At 48.1% G+C, this 18,048-nt stretch carries 11 protein-coding genes; 3 read left to right on the top strand and 8 right to left on the bottom strand.

The genetic code is table 11. The features are described from left to right. Window positions 1-58: 58 nt before the first annotated feature. The 4 genes from QUA97_RS06510 to QUA97_RS06495 all read right to left on the bottom strand — a co-directional run bounded on the left by QUA97_RS06510 (window position 59) and on the right by QUA97_RS06495 (window position 12,464). Entirely contained in the window at window positions 59-3,052 is a 2,994-nt protein-coding gene (locus tag QUA97_RS06510; RefSeq protein WP_194067140.1) for a two-partner secretion domain-containing protein, read from the bottom strand. Between the two features lie 60 nt (window positions 3,053-3,112). Continuing rightward, a complete protein-coding gene (locus tag QUA97_RS06505) occupies window positions 3,113-6,154 on the bottom strand; it encodes an S-layer family protein (RefSeq protein WP_333194000.1) in 3,042 nt (1,013 codons plus the stop codon). 202 nt (window positions 6,155-6,356) lie between these two features. After that, entirely contained in the window at window positions 6,357-9,362 is a 3,006-nt protein-coding gene (locus QUA97_RS06500; protein WP_333193998.1) for an S-layer family protein, read from the bottom strand. A gap of 195 nt (window positions 9,363-9,557) precedes the next feature. After that, window positions 9,558-12,464, bottom strand: coding sequence for a two-partner secretion domain-containing protein (locus QUA97_RS06495; protein ID WP_333193996.1), 2,907 nt, complete (start codon window positions 12,462-12,464; stop codon window positions 9,558-9,560). Between the two features lie 375 nt (window positions 12,465-12,839). On the opposite strand from QUA97_RS06495, the gene QUA97_RS06490 reads away from it, so the two are divergent. Together QUA97_RS06490 and QUA97_RS06485 are read left to right on the top strand one after the other, a co-directional pair. After that, window positions 12,840-13,076, top strand: coding sequence for a hypothetical protein (locus tag QUA97_RS06490; RefSeq protein ID WP_194067143.1), 237 nt, complete (start codon window positions 12,840-12,842; stop codon window positions 13,074-13,076). Window positions 13,077-13,090: 14 nt separating this feature from the next. Next, window positions 13,091-13,435, top strand: coding sequence for a DUF433 domain-containing protein (locus tag QUA97_RS06485; protein ID WP_333193994.1), 345 nt, complete (start codon window positions 13,091-13,093; stop codon window positions 13,433-13,435). A 49-nt stretch (window positions 13,436-13,484) separates the two neighbouring features. On the opposite strand, the gene QUA97_RS06480 is transcribed toward QUA97_RS06485, so the two are convergent. The 3 genes from QUA97_RS06480 to QUA97_RS06470 form a co-directional block, all read right to left on the bottom strand. Beyond that, entirely contained in the window at window positions 13,485-14,084 is a 600-nt protein-coding gene (locus QUA97_RS06480; RefSeq protein ID WP_194067145.1) for a class I SAM-dependent methyltransferase, read from the bottom strand. 68 nt (window positions 14,085-14,152) lie between these two features. Beyond that, on the bottom strand, window positions 14,153-14,377 hold the full coding sequence (locus QUA97_RS06475) for a hypothetical protein (RefSeq protein WP_194067146.1): 225 nt from the start codon (window positions 14,375-14,377) through the stop codon (window positions 14,153-14,155). 17 nt (window positions 14,378-14,394) lie between these two features. Continuing rightward, window positions 14,395-16,521, bottom strand: a complete 2,127-nt coding sequence (locus QUA97_RS06470) for a ShlB/FhaC/HecB family hemolysin secretion/activation protein (protein ID WP_194067147.1) — start codon at window positions 16,519-16,521, stop codon at window positions 14,395-14,397. A 48-nt stretch (window positions 16,522-16,569) separates the two neighbouring features. Here QUA97_RS06470 and QUA97_RS06465 point away from each other — a divergent pair, with 48 nt between their 5' ends. After that, window positions 16,570-16,746 carry a hypothetical protein gene (locus QUA97_RS06465; protein WP_194067148.1) on the top strand — a complete coding sequence of 59 codons (177 nt, stop codon included), beginning with the start codon at window positions 16,570-16,572 and terminating at the stop codon, window positions 16,744-16,746. A gap of 239 nt (window positions 16,747-16,985) precedes the next feature. On the opposite strand, the gene QUA97_RS06460 is transcribed toward QUA97_RS06465, so the two are convergent. Next, the gene (locus QUA97_RS06460) at window positions 16,986-17,990 is read right to left on the bottom strand and encodes a protochlorophyllide reductase (RefSeq protein ID WP_194067149.1); all 1,005 of its coding nucleotides are present in this window, start codon (window positions 17,988-17,990) and stop codon (window positions 16,986-16,988) included. Window positions 17,991-18,048: the final 58 nt, after the last annotated feature.

Below are 18,048 nucleotides of genomic sequence, written 5' to 3'. Positions count from 1 at the left end.
ACTTATAACTTAAGTAAATCGTATTGGGCTATCAGAAAGCTTCCCCTTTTTCAGCTTTTTAGCGCGGCACACAACGAGAGTTCGATCGAGGATTGCGAGAGTCAGCAGCATTACCCGGATTGTATCCAACCAGCGTAACTTCCCCTTTTGCATTCATCACCCAACCCCGCGCCGGAACAACTTCCCGATCTTTTTTTTCCCTTTCTTCCCTCGAACCTCTATCCGTGAAATCCGTGACATCCGTGACATCCGTTACAGAATCCGCTGCCGAACCTTCCACCCACGGAAACGGTGCAGATTCGCTGTTGAGAACATCGTTAGGACTCGGTGGCACTCCCCCTTTGCCGGTGACTGTAAACTCGTTCTTGCTCCCTTCGAGACAGGGATTTGCAGCAATTAACGCCGCCCGATCGACTAAATTTTGTGGCAGTTCCACTAAACCTTGAGCGGGATTCACCCCAGCAGGGCTAAACGTTACTGTCCCTTGCAAAGCCGGGCCGCCACTTTGGGAAATAGCCGCAATATCGCTAGTAGGAACTAGAGAAGTAGGACTTACTTGCAAATCTGCAAATTGAGCATCTGTTAATCCCAAAGTACCTCGAACCTGTTCGCGAGTGGCTGCTGTAAACCCAAAAACATTGGGGACATTGACATTCACGCGGCCACCTTGGGCCGATCGCGCATTCGCAGTAATATCGCTATTTTCCTTGGGTAAAGCAGCCAGAATATTACTGTTAATATTGATATTGCCACCATCAGAAATACCAGCATCCGTTGTAATTCTGCTCCCGCGTCGCAACTGGATATCTTGCGCCTTGATATTAATATTTCCCCCACCGCCAGAGTCAGTTGTACCGTCAATACTCGCTTTGTTATCCAAGGCAATTGAGTCAGCTACAACATTAATATTTCCCGCGCTTCCCCTTCCTAAAGACTGAACGCTAACCGTTGCTCCATCCCGGATACTCAATCGATTTACATTTAGATTCAATGAGCCAGCATTCCCCGTAGCGTTGGGGTTGACAATAATAGAAAAACTGCCAGCCGAAGCCTCAATTCTACTTGCAAAACGACCGTTACTCCCCATACCTTGGACTTCTATGCGATCGGCATCAATTGTAATATTTCCGGCATCTACTGCACCCAACGAAGCCGCAGAAATAATCCCCCCATTCCGCAGATTGAGTATGGGCGTAGAGAGGTAGATATCTCCACCCCGACCAGAACTTGAAGTTTGAGTAGCCAAAGCACTCGCTCCGAATCCTACATTTCCCAAAACTCCAGACACGCCGCTAACTTCAATTGACTCGGAAGCTCTCACACTTAAATTTCCTCCTAACCCCCCATTCCTAGAAAATACGACTTGCCCAATAACTGCACCAGTAGATAAACTAATTGAGGCTCCATCAGTAACAGTTAGCCGCTTAGTATCGATGGTAATATCCCCGGATTTGCCATTGCCATCAAAAGAGTTCGTACCTATACGAGTTTGCGCCGCACTTCCAGAAATGCCACCCGACAATTCTACAGATTCAGTTGTTTTAATCGCGATATTCCCCGATGCTCCATCACTACGGCTGATGCTAACCAAACCACCAGCATCCCGTATAATTAACCGTTCGGCCTCAATATTAATGCTGCCGCCAGAGCCGGTACTTTCTTTAGTTGTTCCATTATTGATTGCTGAACTGACGATCTCGAAGGTGTTAGCGCGGACAGTCAGATTTCCCCCATTTCCACCACCCAAGGTAGCGCTACCGCCCACCACCCCATCCCGCAGCAGCAACCGTCCGGTATGGATATTAACCTCTCCAGCGGCTCCACTACCGACAGTACCACTATTAATTACAATTTGGGGATCAAATGGGTTAAGAGTTCCAGATAATATATATTGGGTATAAAATCGCTGATAGCCTCCTATTCCCAACCCAATCATTTCTACTGAGTCAGTAGCGCGGATATTAATATTACTCCCCTTTCCATCCCCCAGAGTTGAAGTAAGAATTTGCGCTCCTTTATCTACTCGTAAATTGTGAGAATTAATATCAATTCCTCTCCCATCAATATCCCCTAGTGTCAAGCTATAAATTCCTGAACCGCTGACGGTGACATTTCCACCTTGGATGTCAATTTTTCCACCTCCTAATCCGCTGGTATTTATAAAAGCACCGTTCATTTCAATATTGCCGAAGTTCTGAATATTGCGATAGTTTAAATTCAAACCTAAAGCGGTTGGTTCAAATTGTACTAAACCTGGACTTTTCATACTTCCCAATAATATTTGTCCGGTATAAGCAGTTAAATTTCCACCTTGCAGTTGAATGTCACCACCAATTAAGGCTAAGGTTTGACCGGGATCTACTGCTAAACCAAGTTTGTTAGAAACTGGAATTTCTACGGGTAATGGTGGTAAGATTGGTGTGGGGCCGATTGCTTGGGAAGAGTTGACAATTGTGCCGGGATTTTCTCTAAAGTTAAAACCCACAGGAATATTAATTGCTAATAATGGGACTGCATTAGAATTAGCGGCGCTAAATTCAAAGCCATTATCAAAAAGAATTCCGCTACCAGTTGAACCAATAAATGAACCACGTAAATCTAACCGCGCATTGGGGCCGAAGACAATTCCTTTGGGATTAAGTAAAAATAAGTTGGCATTTCCTTGGACTCCCAAAAAACCTAAAATATTGGAAGGATTGCCACCAGTAACGCGAGTGAAAATATTAGCAATCCCATGAGGATTGGCCAAATATGCTCCTCTGCCTTCACCGACGTTAAATTCTCGGAAACTGTGAAATAAATTTACTCCGCGAGTTGCGCCGCCAGTGATTCTATCTGAGGGTAAGTTGTTGATAGTATCAGAAACAGTTCGCGAACTTTCTGCACCCAAGCTGCTGTCGGGGATGATTTGGGCGAGGCCCGAAGTGGGAAACAGGCACAAGTAACAACTCACAAATAAAAGCTGAATCACTCCTGAAACATAGTATTTATCTAGGTCTTTGAGTTCGTTAATTTTGGATAGTTGCCAGAAAAAGAGATATTGGAAAACCATAATTAACCTATTGTTAGCTGACATTCGGCGAAAAATTTTCAAGCATAAGCTATTTTGAGCTCATCGGGGCGGACAACCCGACACTTGGTGCTTCGTGCGCCCTGGAAATTGACCCGCAACTTCCGCAGCCACCAGCGTAACTTCCCCTTTTGCATTCACCACCCAACCCCGCGCCGGAACAACTTCCCGATCTTTTTTTTCCCTTTCTTCCCTCGAACCTCTATCCGTGACATCCGTGACATCCGTGACATCCGTTACAGAATCCGCTGCCGAACCTTCCACCCACGGAAACGGTGCAGATTCGCTGTTGAGAACATCGTTAGGACTCGGTGGCACTCCCCCTTTTCCAGTGACTGTAAACTCGTTCTCGCCCCCTTCGAGACAGGGATTTGCAGCAATTAACGCCGCCCGATCGACTAAATTTTGTGGCAGTTCCACTAAACCTTGAGCGGGATTCACCCCAGCAGGGCTAAACGTTACTGTCCCTTGCAAAGCCGGGCCGCCACTTTGGGAAATAGCCGCAATATCGCTGGTGGGAAGCAGAGAAGTAGGACTTACTTGCAAATCTGCAAATTGCGCGTCACTGAGATTCAACCTGCTTCTGATTTGTTCGCGCCCCACTCCTGCAAAGCCCAAGACATTGGGGACATTGACATTTACGCGGCCACCTTGGGCCGATCGCGCATTCGCAGTAATATCGCTATTTTCCTTGGGGAGAGCAGCGAGAAGACTGCTGTTAATATTGATGTTTCCACCGTCAGAACTACCTGCATCCGTTGTAATTCTGCTTCCGCGGCGCAATAGGATGTCTTGCGATCGCAGGTTAATATTTGCTCCTCTACCCGATACAGTCGTGCCATCAATTATGCTTTTATTATCCAGAGCAATTGAGTCGGCGACAACGTTAATATTGCCAGCCCTACCTGTTCCTGAAGATTGAACATTAACCACTGCACTATCCCGAATAATCAATTGATTAGCATTCAAATTCAACGAGCCTGCATTTCCGGTAGCATTGGAATTAATAGCATTAAACGCCCTACCAGCCGAGGCTTCAATTCCACTCCTCAACCGACTGTTACTCCCAATACCTTGCACTTTTAAGCGATCGGCATTAATTGTAATATCTCCTGCATTTGCTATACCCAAAGAAGCCGCAGAAATAACGCCACCATTCTGCACAGTTAGTTTAGGTGTTGAGAGGCGGATATCTCCACCCCTACCAGAACTTGCAGTTTGAGTAACAAAAGAACTTGCTACATAGCCCGCATTCCCCAAAAATCTTGACTCGCCGCTCACTTCTATAGACTCGGAGGCTCTCACTGTTAAATTTCCTCCAGTCCCCCCACTTGTAGAAAACACAACTTCGCCAAAAATCGCACCCGTCGTTAAACTAATTGTGGCTCCATTAGAAACACTCAGCCGCTTAGTGTCGATCGTAATATCCCCACCTTTTCCATTCCCCTCAAAAGTATTTGTACCGAGCCGAGTTTGCCCTAAACCTACAGGGAGACTACCCGACAATTCCACAGATTCACTGGCTTTAATCGCAATATTCCCCGATGCTCCATCACTAAGGCTGAAGCTGGCAAAAGCACCGCCATCGCGCAGCATTAACCGTTGGGCTTCAACAGTAATGTTTCCGCCTTGACCGGTGCTTTCGTTCGTTGTTCCGTTATAGAGCGCTGAACTGACGAGTTCGACGGTATTGGCGCGGATAGTCAGATTTCCGCCATTCCCAGCACCAAAGGTGGGAGCACCGGCCACTACCCCATTGCTCATCAACAGTCGTCCGGCTTCAATGTTAATGTCCCCGGCGGCTCCACTGCCAATAGTGCTAGTAAACAAAACAATTTGCGAAATAAAAGGGTTCCCTGTTCCAGATGTCTGAAAATTTTCTGTAAGCTGCTGATAGCCCTCAATTCCTAGGCCGATCATTTCTACCAAGTCAGTAGCGCGAATATTAATATTGCTCCCTTTCCCCTCTCCCAGTGTCGTGGTGAAAATTTGCGATCCCCGATCTAATCGTAAGTTTTGGGCATTGATGTTAATGCCTCTGCCGTCTATATTTCCTAGTGTCAAGCCATAAATTCCTGAATTACTGAGAGTGACATTTCCACCCCTGATGTCAATTCTTCCACCTCCTGATCCGCTGGTATTGATCAATGCACTGTTCATGTCAATATTGCCGAAGTTCTGAATATTGGTATAGTTTAAATTCAGACCTAAAGCGGTAGTTTCAAATTGCACTAAACCTGGACTTTTGACGCTTCCCAGAAGAATTTGTCCGGTACTGGCGGTAGCAATTCCCCCGTTGAATTGGATATTTCCCCCTACTAGGGCTAAGGTTTGACCGGGGTCTACTGCTAAACCAATATTATCAAAAATTGGTACGGGTAAAGGAATGTCAGGCGGTGATGGGTTAGGAGCAATTGACTGATTGACAATTGGGCCAGGATTTTCTCGAAATCTCAAACCCACAGGAATATTAATCGCTAATAATGGCACTGCATTAGAATTAGCTGCACTAAATTCAAAGCCGTTATCGAAGAGAACCCCGCTACCAGTTGAACCAATAAATGAACCGCGTAAATCTAACCTCGCATTAGGGCCGAAGAGAATTCCTTTGGGATTAAGTAAAAATAAATTGGCATTGCCTTGCACTCCCAAAACACCTAAAATATTGGAAGGATTGCCACCAGTAACGCGAGTGAAAATATTAGCAATCCCATGAGGATTGGCCAAATATGCTCCTCTGCCTTCACCGACGTTAAATTCTCGGAAACTGTGAAATAAATTTACTCCGCGAGTTGCGCCGCCAGTGATTCTATCTGAGGGTAAGTTGTTGATAGTATCAGAAACAGTTCGGGAACTTTCTGCACCCAAGCTGCTGTCGGGGATGATTTGGCCGATCGCGCTGACGGGAAAAAAGCACCAATAACCACTCAAAAGTAACAGGTAAATAGCTCCTGAAAGATAGCGGTTTTCTGTGGACTTAAGTACCGATATCGGGTAGGGACAAGGCACTGCTGCCTTCCTACTGTATTTCATCCACTTGAAAACTGAAATATAGTATTTGTCTCGGTCTTTTAGCTGATTCATGTTGCTTAATTCCCACAATTATAGATTTTGAAAAAGCATAATTAATATCAATTCCGGTTGCACTCATACATGATGTTAACAGTCAACAGTCAACAGTCAACAGTCAACAGTGAATTTACTATTCCGATGAAGAGAGGATTTGATATAACCTTTTGTTAGCTGACATTCGGAAATAATTTTTCCAACATCAGCTATTTTCAGGTCATCGGGCCTGACAAACCGAAATAGGATGCCTCGTGCGCTGTGGAAATTGACCCGCAACTTCCGCAGCCACCAGCGTAACTTCCCCTTTTGCATTCATCACCCAACCGCGCGCCGGAACAACTTCCTGAGCTTTTTTTTCCGTTTCTTCCCTCGAACTTCTATCCGTGACATCCGTGACATCCGTGACATCCGTTACAGAATCCGCTGCCGAACCTTCCACCCACGGAAACGGTGCAGATTCGCTGTTGAGAACATCGTTAGGACTCGGTGGCACTCCCCCTTTGCCGGTGACTGTAAACTCGTTCTCACCCCCTTCGAGACAGGGATTTGCAGCAATTAATGCCGCCCGATCGACTAAATTTTGCGGCAGTTCCACTAAACCTTGAGCGGGATTCACCCCAGAGGCGCCGAATGTTACCGCCCCTTGCAAAGCCGGGCCGGCGTTTTGGGAAATCGCGGCGATGTCGCTACTCCCAAGTAGGGAAGTAGGACTTACTTGCAAATCTGCAAATTGCGCGTCATCCAGATTCAACCTGCTTCTGACTTGTTCGCGAGTAACTGCACTAAAGCCAAAAACACTGGGGACATTGACGCTGACGCGCCCGCCGGCTGCTGTGCGGGCGTTAGCGGTGATGTCGCTGTTGTCTTGGGGGAGGGCGACAAGAATGCCGCTGTTGATGTTGATGTTGCCGCCGTCAGAATTGCCCGCATCGGTGGTAATTCGACTCCCGCGGCGCAATTCGATGTCTTGTGCTTGCAGGTTAATATTTGCTCCGGTACCCGATACGGTTGTGCCGTCAATTCTTGCTTTGTTGTCAAGGGCGATCGACTTTGCGACAACATTAATATTACCAGCGCGTCCGGTTCCCGTAGCCTGCACCGTGATTGTAGCTCCATTTGCGACAGTTAGTCGATCGCGCGCCGTCAGATTCAACGAGCCAGCATTTGCTGTAGCATCGGGATTAGTACCGAATGTCTTGCCAACCGAAGCATCTATTGTACTGACAAACAAACCGTTATTGCCGCTGCCGCTGACTTGAATGCGATCGGCATTCACAGTAATATTCCCCACATCTCCCCTACCCAAAGAACTCGTAGAAACTATCCCCCCATCCCGCACAATCAGGCTGGGCGTATCAACACGAATATCCCCGCCCCGACTAGAACTCAAAGTTCCAGAAGTCAGGGCGCTAGCATTCTGAATTCCGCTAGTCAAAACTTGAGAAATACCTGAAATTTCTACTGATTCAGTCGCCCTAACTGTTAAATTTCCAGCAGGCCCGCCATCCTGAGAAAACAAAAACCTGCCAACTAAAACACCAGTTCCTAATGTAAACGCAGAACCGCCAGAGAGACTCAACCGCTTCGTATCAACATTAATATTCCCTGCAGGGCCGGTAGAACCGATAGTTAGCGTGCTGATTCCAGTTGACACAACTGTTCTCGGGCCGCTGTTAAACAATTCGACTGATTCAGCAGCTTTAACATTAATACTCCCAGACGGGCCGCTGCTGTAACTCGTAGTACCCAGAAGAGAACCGTCGCGCATAATTAATCGACTGACATCAATACTAATACCTCCTCCCGCGCCGGTACTTTCTTTCGCCGTCCCGTTATTGACTCCAGAACCCACCATCTCAAAAGTATTGGCGCGAACAATCAAATTGCCGCCCCTTCCACTACCAAAAGTTATCCCGCTACCGAGTACCCCATTGTTGAATAGCAAGCGTCCGGTCTCGAAGGTAATACTCCCCCCAGCACCAGCACCAGCACTAGCATTAAACAGCGTAAATAGCGGGCCGAACGGGTCTGTGGTTCCCGATACCAGGTATGTAATTGCCACCTGTTGAAAGGCATCAACTCCCAGCCCGCTCATTTCTATTGAATCAGCAGCACGGAAATTGATATTACCTCCGGCACCGTCTCCTAGAGTCAGGGTAGAAAATTGCGTGCCGTTTTGCGATCGCAACTTTTGGGCATCGATATCGATACCTCTACCATCAATATTGCCCAGTGTAATCGCATAAAATCGCGCAGCGTCGAGGGTGATATTTCCACCTTTTAACTCTACTCGGCCGCCACCGGTGCCGCTGGTATTTATGAGCGTTCCATCGGATATTTGAATATTGCCGAAGTTCTGAATTTTGTCATAATTTAAACTTAAACTTCCCTGCTGCAGGCCCGATGTCAGTGCCAAATTAACTAAACCGGGACTGGCTGCACTACCGAGCAAAATTTGTCCGCCATTGGCGGTTAAATTGCCGCCTGGGATTTGGATGTCGCCGCCAATCAGTGCTAAAGTTTGACCTGGGTCTACGGCTAAACCAACTCGATTAGTAATCGGAATTGGCACGGGAGATGCTGGCAGGTTGCTCTTTCCCGTCGCCGTCGATTGATTGACAATTGTACCGGGATTGTCTCTAAATCTTAAACCAACGGGAATATTAACTGTTAATAGCGGTGATGTTTGCGGGTTGGTGCTGCTGAATTCTAAGCCGTTATTAAACACAACACTGTCAGCCGTTGAACCTACAAACGAACCGCGCAAATCTAACCGGGCATTTGGGCCGAATACAATGCCTTTGGGGTTAATTAAAAACAAATTAGCATTGCCTAAAACTCCCAGAGTTCCTAAGATATTTGAGGATTTACCGCCCGTAACGCGGGTAAAAATGTTAGCAATTCCGCTGGGATTGGCAAAATAAGCTCCCCGCCCTTGATTGATGTTGAATTCGCCGAAACTGTGAAATAGGTTAACCCCGCGAGTTGCGCCGCCGGTAATTCTATCTGAGGGTAAGTTGTTGACAGTATCGGGGACAAGGCGCGAACTTTCCGGGCCCAAAGTATTATCGGGGACGATTTGGCCGATCGCGCGATCGGGAAAAAGGCACAAGTAAAAACTCAAAAGTAACAGGTAACTCGCTCCTGCTATATAGTATTTTTCTCGGTCTTTTAGTTCGTTAATTTTAGATAATTTCCTGAATTCGAGATTTTGGAAAACCATAATTAACCTTTTGTTAGGAATGAAAATTGCTCGTTGCTCGTTACCAGGAAGAGCCTGGTAATGCAGGTGCGGAGGCTCTGCCTCCTTCTTTCTTGCAACTTACAGGAGAGAAGAATGTAGGAGGTGTTTAACTTATTAAGTTTTCGAGCCTTAGCTGACAACTAGACCAATTTTAAAACTTTAACTATTTTGGACTCATCGCGGCTGACAAACCGACAGGGGATGAGGAGTGCGCTGGGGAAAATCACCCGCAACTTCCGCACCCACCAGCGTCACCTCCCCTTTCTCATTCACCACCCAACCGCGCGCCGGAACAACTTCCTGAGCTTTTTTTTCCCTTTCTTCCCTCGAACCTCTATCCGTGACATCCGTGACATCCGTGACATCCGTTACAGAATCCGCTGCCGAACCTTCCACCCACGGAAACGGTGCAGATTCGCTGCTGAGAACATCGTTAGGACTCGCCGGCACTCCCCCTTTGCCAGTGACGGTAAACTCGTTCTCGCCCCTTTTTATGCAGGGATTTGCAGCAATTAACGCCGCCCGATCGACCAAATTTTGCGGCAGTTCCACTAAACCTTGAGCCGGATTCACCCCAGAAGAACTAAAAGTAACAGTACCTTGCAAAGCCGGGCCCCCGCTTTGGGAAATCGCGGCGATGTCGCTGCTTTGAAGCAGAGAAGTAGGAGTTACTTGCAAATCTGCAAATTGAGCATCTGTTAATTCCAAATTTCCTCGCACTTGTTCGCGGCTAACGGCGCTAAAGCCGAAAACATTGGGGACATTAATCTTAACCCGACCTCCCCCGGCCGATCGCGCATTAGCAGTAATATCGCTATTTTCCTTGGGTAAAGCAGCCAAAGTATCGCTGTTAATGTTGATGTTTCCACCCTCAGAAGTACCTGCATCTGTTGTAATTCTGCTCCCGCGTCGCAACTGGATATTTCGCGCTTGCAGGTTAATATTTGCCCCGACACCGGATACAGTCGTGCCGTCAATACTGGCTTTGTTGTCGAGGGCGATCGAATTTGCGACAACATTAATATTACCACTGCGTCCCGAACCCAAACTCCCGACAGCGATCGTCGCCCCATCCCCTACAGTCAAGCTTGGTGTAGTAATGCTGATGTTTCCCGCCGCGCCCGTGGGGGGAGCAAGCCGAAATAAAGTCTGATACACAGTCTCTCCCGAAGCGGTTGCTATACCGGAAGCAGACAAATTATCTGTGGTTCCAATCAGTTTTACCGATTCCGAAGCATTGACAATGATATTTCCGCCATTACCCGCACCTAGAGTAGATGCTCCTATGGCCGCTGCACCTTCAACAGTCAATCGCCTAGTATTAATCCTCAAATCTCCAGAACTACCACCCGCAACAGTTCCGGTAATTAATTGACTGCGAGCAATACGAGCCGCTGATAAGCTGTCACTTTGGCGGCTACCGGTTAGTGTCACAGAGTCTGCAGCATTTATGGTAATGTTTCCACCCCTACCGACAGCAGGAATCACACCATTTCTAGATGTAACTCCGCTGGTAGAACTGATCGAAGTTCCCCCTTCGATCAGTAAAGAGGGTGTATTAATTTCTATATTTCCCGCGTTTCCCGTACCGCCAATACTGTTAGTGATAATACCAGTACCGAAGGTACTATCTAATCGGTATTCTGTGAGTAGTACCGAGTCAGAAGCTTTCACGATTAAGTTTCCACCATTACCTGCACCCACAGTTGCACTTGATAAAACTGACCCATTACGCACAGTTAGCTTTGCGGTATCAACTATTAAATTGCCTCCCCTACCTCGATCGATCGCGGTGGTGAACAGCCCAGATTCGCTGACTTCGACTGATTCAGAAGCTTTAATTGCCACATTCCCCCCTGCTCCTGCACCGTAACTCGGGTTGATGATTAACGCGCCTTCTCGGAGCATTAGTTGCTTAGTATCAACTGTAATATTCCCCGCCGCACCCGCGCCCACCGTCCCGACAGCTATGCCGCTTTGCCTGGTTGAAAAGCTAGCAGTTCCTGTTGTGCCGGCATCGAGAACATTGCGCCGAAAGTTATCAAATCCTATTCCTGTAATTTCTACAGCATCTGTCGCGCGGATGCTGACATTTCCTCCGGCTCCCGTCCCGGTAGTACCAGTTGAAATAAAGGCTTGGTCTAATATTCTTAACTGTGCTGTATCAACTGTAATATCGCGGCCGTTGAGACTTCCCAATGTATCGGAAACTAGGGAAGCCCGATCGCGCAAAATCACATTTGAACCCCGGAGCGCGATCGAGCCACCAGCAGGCCCGCTCGCCGTCACCGCCGATAAACCTGATAATTCAATGTTGCCAAATTTGGCAATATTTGTATAATCTAAACCTAAGCCAGTAGGCGCGATGTTAAAGCTTACTAAACCCGGACTGGCGACGCTCCCTAATTGAATATTACCGCTAAAAGCGCTGGCAAAACCATTATTAAAAATTAAATTTCCTCCTACCATTGCTAAGGTTTGACCGGGAGCAACTGCTAAACCGACAGGTATTTCTGTACCTTCAATTTTTTGAGTAACTCTCGAAGTATTGACAATTGCACCGGGATTGTCTCGAAAGCTTAAACCCACAGGAATATTAATCGCTAACAAAGGTACTGCGTTGGGATTAGCAGCGCTAAATTCAAAACCGTTATTAAACACCGCGCCTGTCGCAGAAGAAGCCAAAAACGAACCGCGCAAATCTAACCGCGCATTGGGACCGAATACAATGCCTTTGGGGTTAATTAAAAATAAATTAGCATTGCCTAAAACTCCCAAATTTCCTAAAATATTTGAGGATTTACCGCCCGTAACGCGGGTAAAAATGTTAGCAATTCCGCTGGGATTGGCAAAATAAGCTCCCCGCCCTTGATTGATGTTGAATTCGCCGAAACTGTGAAATAGGTTAACCCCGCGAGTTGCGCCGCCGGTAATTCTATCTGAGGGTAAGTTGTTGATAGTATCGGGAACAATGCGCGAACTTTCCGTGCCCAAAGTATTATCGGGGACGATTTGGGCGAAGGTTTTCGAGGGAAATAGCAACACCAAGGCAAACAGTAGGAAGGAAGACAGGCGAGACATAGCTTAAATCCTGTTATATAAATAATATGGTTTCCGGTTCCATCATAATTATATATTTGGATTATATCAGTGCGATCGCCCCAATGTTGGCGACCCAAGTAGCGAGACCGCCACTTAATAAAAATTGACAGTCAGCGCTAAAGATAACTGACAAATTTGCCAGCTCCGCAGCCACAGGCTAATATTTGGCAAAGGTCGAGAACAGAATGAAAACTTGTCACCCAAGTTACCGAAACCACAGGAAATATGCCAACTTGTAGGGTGCTTAGTGGTGTGATGGCTCTTACGAAGCTGTCGTGGAGGGAATCAAGCTGGTCATGGAAAACGCAATCGTTCATACTAGACGGTAGACACCTTCAATCTTAGGAGCCGTCTATGTTACTACAAGAAGTCAAGGAACACGTCTTCAAACTGCCACCGAGCGATCGCCTTGCGTTAGTGGGCGCCATCATTGAGTCCTTACAAGATCGGCGAGTTACCGGGGTCGATCGTTCTGGTGCGATTCAGCGGATGCGAGGCTTGCTAAAGACAGACCAACCCGCACCGACAGATGAGGAGGTGGCTGCAATGTTGGAAGCGCGACGAGTGGATTTGCTACTATTGGGATATTGAATTTGAATATGCTTATGACACTGACAATCGTAGCTGAACCGGCTCCTTTAAATGCAAATGAAGATGGTGTGATTCTCATTGGAAAAACTCGCGTTACATTAGATACTGTAATCGCTGTCTTTCAGCAGGGCGCGACCGCAGAGGAAACTGTTTATCGTTATCCATCTCTGAATCTAGCTGACGTTTATGCCACCATCGCCTTCTATCTCAACCACGAATCGGAAGTAGAAGCGTACTTGCAACAGCGACGGCAGCAATCGCAAGAGATTCGCGCTATGAATCAAGCAAAATTCGACCCACAAGGCTTGCGCGATCGCCTGCTTGCCCCGCAGAACATCGATCGCCCATCAATGTTTTGATACAGTGTCCTGTCGCGCTCTCCCACAGTTTTATTGTGCGAATGATAGATTAGGTCTTTTGGGCAATGATATAAACATGATTTTCAGGATACTGGTCATATTCTAGATGACGGCAGGTGCAATGATGCTCCGCCAGAATTCGCAGGAAAGTATCTACTCCCAAAGTGCTGTACTCAAAGTCTTGACCCTGAAATGCCCCCGAAATCTCGCTGCTTGTATGTCCGCCGCCACAGGTGAAAAGGAGGATTCCATCGGGTTCAAGCGCATCGCATAGCTTTTTCATCATAGGCGCTTGCTTGTTAAGTGGTAGATGAAAAGTGCTGTCCCACGCTGCAATCAGGCTGTAAAGTTTCGGCGGCTGCCAATCACAAATGTCTTCCCGGTAAAAGGTGATTTCTGGATGTAGGCGCTGGGCTAAATCGATCATTGCGCTAGAAATATCAAGTCCTTCAGGCTGAAATCCATGGTTGAATAAGCTGTTAATAAAACGCCCGCTACTTCCACACCCGACATCAAGTGCTGCGTGCTGCTTGGAACTAAATTGGATCGCCCGTTCTAATTGGGCAATCCCGTAGGTTGAATCTTGATGTTTAGCTTGCCACCATTGGGCTATTCGGTCGTATCGGGCAGATGTATCATTTGGCTCCATAAAGTGACCCCATAGGTGTCGATCGAAATTTTCAAGACCATTATAATTTTCCCCACACCACACGCCAGCTACACCAACGATCCTAACGCTTTCAGTGTCGTTTTTTGAGCATTCGTCAATCCCGTTGCACCTTGAATATTCATGCCTTCATACAGCCGATCGCCCATCAACATCCTCATACAACATCCGGTGGCGAAATCCCACAATTTAAGAGTAAGATCGATACCGCCACTTAATAAAATTTGACCGTCAGCGCTAAAGAGGAAAGTGTTGGGCGAAGGGTTCGATCGCACTCAACCCAACCGACAATTTAGAAAGCAAAGTAATTAATCCGAAAGTAGAGGCCTTTTTCCTGCAAAGTTCGTGAAGCGGAGCTATCCCGTAGGGAATCGCCAGATCGAGCATTAATCAAAGGAATACCGTAGTCTAGACGCACGTTCAGCCGATCGCCCATCTGCCAAACCAGCCCCAAACCCGCACCCAACAGCGTGTCAGACTCAGGATTCGCTTTTTCCCCCGAATGGTTCCAGCCCACCCCAAAATCGATAAACGGAGCCACCTGCAACAATCCTTTAACTTTCGGCGCGCGCCAAACCGGGATTCGCACTTCTGCGCTAGCGATCGCACCGCTATCAGTTAACAGCAAATCTTGGCGGTATCCGCGCACGCTTTGAACACCGCCGATCCCGATTTGTTCGAGGGACAGCAGCGGGCGATCGGCTAATTGAATGTCGGAACGCACTATCAGTAAGGTTTCCGGCGCTAAGAGCCGCACGTACTGCGCTTGTCCGCGCCACGCCAGAAAGTGGCTGTCAGGGCCGCTATTGTTCTCAGTAGCGCCGAACAAATTGCTACCGACGGAAAACTGCGATCGCGCCGCGATCACTTGTCGAGTATTTCGCTGCACGTATTCTTGAAAAAACCGCACCGCCGAAACCCGCGTTTCCCCGCGATCGTTTGCTCCCGCCGACAGCGCAAATCTTTCACCCAAAAGGAATGTATCGCTTTCTTGGCGCGATAAACTTACTCCCAAAGCTAAAGTGCGATCGGGCTTTTCGACAATCGGCTGGCGGTAAGTTAACTCGTAAGTGCGCGATTTACCCTCAATTTCTGCCGCCGCAAAGGGTTCCTCGATCACGTTGGTACTCGCAGCACCCGCAGCAAACCGAATTGTGCCGTTGCGCGCGTTGACGGGAACTGTGTAGCTACCGTTAAATTCGTTGCTACCGTCGGTGTTAGCGTAGGATACCTCCAATCCGTCGCCCAAACCGAGCAAATTTGCTTGATTGACGCGCACGCCGCGCCGAAAACTACCCACGCTGGGCGATCGGTTGTTGTCTGCGAACACTTCGCCGCTGAGGCTGTCTGCTTCTTTAATCCGCACTTCCAACCTGCTGTTTTCCGGGCGGCTTCCGGCTTGCAGTTCGGCGGAAATATTGGCAATTAAGGGGTCGAGTTGCAGCATTTGCAAGGCTTCCAGCAGCCGATCGCGATTGAGCGGCCTTCTGGTGGCGCGTTCGAGGCGCGATCGCACGTAACTTGAATTTAAGCGCCTGTTTCCCGCAATCTTAATTTCATCTAACCCGCCTTCGACAATCCGAATTTTTACCGCGCCTCCTTCCCTGGGAAAGCTTTGGTTGGCGGGAATTACAGCCCCGGAATTGATGTATCCGGCTGCTACGTATTTTTGAGTGACGGCTGCTTCCGCTGCGATCAGTTCGGCAAAGGTGATTTCGCGCCCCGCAAATTGCTGCGTAACTTCTGCCAGTTCGCGATCGCTAAAAGCCGTGTTGCCTTCAAATTCAAAGCGCTCCACCCGAATTGTACCCGGAATCCCCGGTCTGGTGTCGCCGGGAACAGGTGTTGCTGGGGTTGGCTGGAGGGGAGAGGGCGGAGGCGGTTCGGGGGCGATTGGTGCGGGAAATTCCGGCTCTCTCGGTTGAATTGGGTTGGGCAGTTGGCTGATATTGTTATCAGAATTGTCTGTACCCGCGATCGCGACAAAACTCGGTTCTAATTCCGATGTCACCGGATTTGAGATTAGTTGCGAATCTCGATCGCCCTCCAAACCAATTTTTTGGGCGCTAATACTTTCTTCTAGCGGTTTACCTGAGTTAGAAAGCGCCATTTCTTGAGTTGTGGCGATCGAGGTGCGATCGGCCCAATGGGCAACTTCTGACTGTAAATCGGGAGTTCCTGCAGGTATAATTGGTGGCAAAGCCGATCGATCTGATGCTGGGGCGACCAAGTCTTCGCGAGTGTCAAGATTATCAGTGCTTCCCTCGTGTCGATCGCGATCGCTACTGACTGCGGTCAAATCCTCAACATTGGAAGTAAAAATTGCAACATTGCTAGCGGATGTTTTCGCTGGTTTTCCCAACCAAACTAAGCCAAAAATTCCAGCGATTAAAAAAAGTTTTTGCGATCGACAAGCCATAGGATCTAATTATCTCGAATAATTGGGTGAAAATCTTTTCAGGAACCCGTGCACCCTAAACTTAAAATTAATCTTAACCGCAAAAAAGCCAACAACCTTCGCCACCAAAAGTTTCGCAACGGCCAAAAACCCAAAAATCGCTCCGGTGTTCGTCCCCCAAAACTTACGCATCAACGGGATGCCGATCCGCAACAAGATCTCGACATTCGATCGCCAACGGTATAAAAAATCGATTTATTCCATCGCCCAACCTGCGCTTTGAGGTTCATGGGGCGATCGTACCAATAGCAAAAAACCGGGTTTTTCCTACGTTCACTTCGTCACAGCCCGCAGACAAAGTAAAAAACCCGGTTTCTGAGATTGTGGTGCACAAACTATCAACTACATCATGTCAAGTCGCTGACACAAACAGTTTGTAGTGCAAACGACCGTCCGTTCTCCCGGTTAGCAGTGCAGACACGATATTATGCCGATCGACCCGCACTAGCAGCACCCATTGGAGCCCCGTCAGTCAAACCCACCAACCGAGCGCTCAACTCCCACATCCGCTCGCCTTTCTCATCATCCCGCGCCTGCGGAGAAACCTTCTGCACAAAAGATTTGCCATCTTTTTTCTGGCGGTTTCCCCAACTCCAATAAGCGCCAGATTGCTTGTATTCGGGATCTGCAACCACCATCGCCAGCCTTTCCCCGGCCAACTCCTGCGACACGTAACCCCCGGTAATATTCTTTTGAAACAGCGGGAAAAGCTTCTGAAATAAAGGATAGTGATTGCGGAACAGCGGCGTATCCGCGACGCATCCGGGATAAAGCGAAGTGAAATTAATCCCCGTAGATTCGTGAAAGCGGCGGTGCAATTCCCGCATCGTCAGCACGTTGCAAACTTTGCTATCTTTGTAAGCCTTGACCGGTTCAAACTGCTTGCCGTCAGCCATCGAAATTGGGTCTTTAAAACCCGCTTCAAAGCCCTCAAAATTTCCCAAATCCGGGCGCGGCGGAATCTTGCCGCCCAACTCGTCTGGATTGTGAGTCACGGTTCCCAAAATCACGATTCTCGCATCGTTATAGTAGGAAGGCTTCATATTTTCCATCATCAAGTTGCACAGCAGGAAATGACCGAGGTGATTTGTAGTCATCGTCAACTCGTAACCCTCCGGGCTCCGCAGCGGTTCCTTAATCAAAGGCATATAAATTGCCGCGTTGCACACCAAAGCATCGAGAGGCCTGCCGCTGGCCTTGAATTCCCTAGCAAATCGGCGCACGCTCTCCAAATCTCCCAAGTCAATTTGCATGATGGAGAAACTGCCTTGAGGTATGCCCAACTCCTGGGCTGCGTCTCCGGCTTTCCGCACGTCGCGACAGGCCATGACTACGTGCCATCCTTTGTCTGCAAGGGCTTTCGCGCCGTACAAACCGACGCCGGAGGAAGCGCCGGTGATGATAACCGTTGATTTGTGATTTTCTGCCATCTTGTTAAAAGCGCTTCCGCTATTGATTATTTTCAGGATCTCAAAAGCTGAGCTCGTA

The organism is Microcoleus sp. CZ3-B2, from assembly GCF_036705055.1.
GTDB lineage: Bacteria > Cyanobacteriota > Cyanobacteriia > Cyanobacteriales > Microcoleaceae > Microcoleus.
This window is presented reverse-complemented; position numbering and strand designations above follow the sequence as displayed.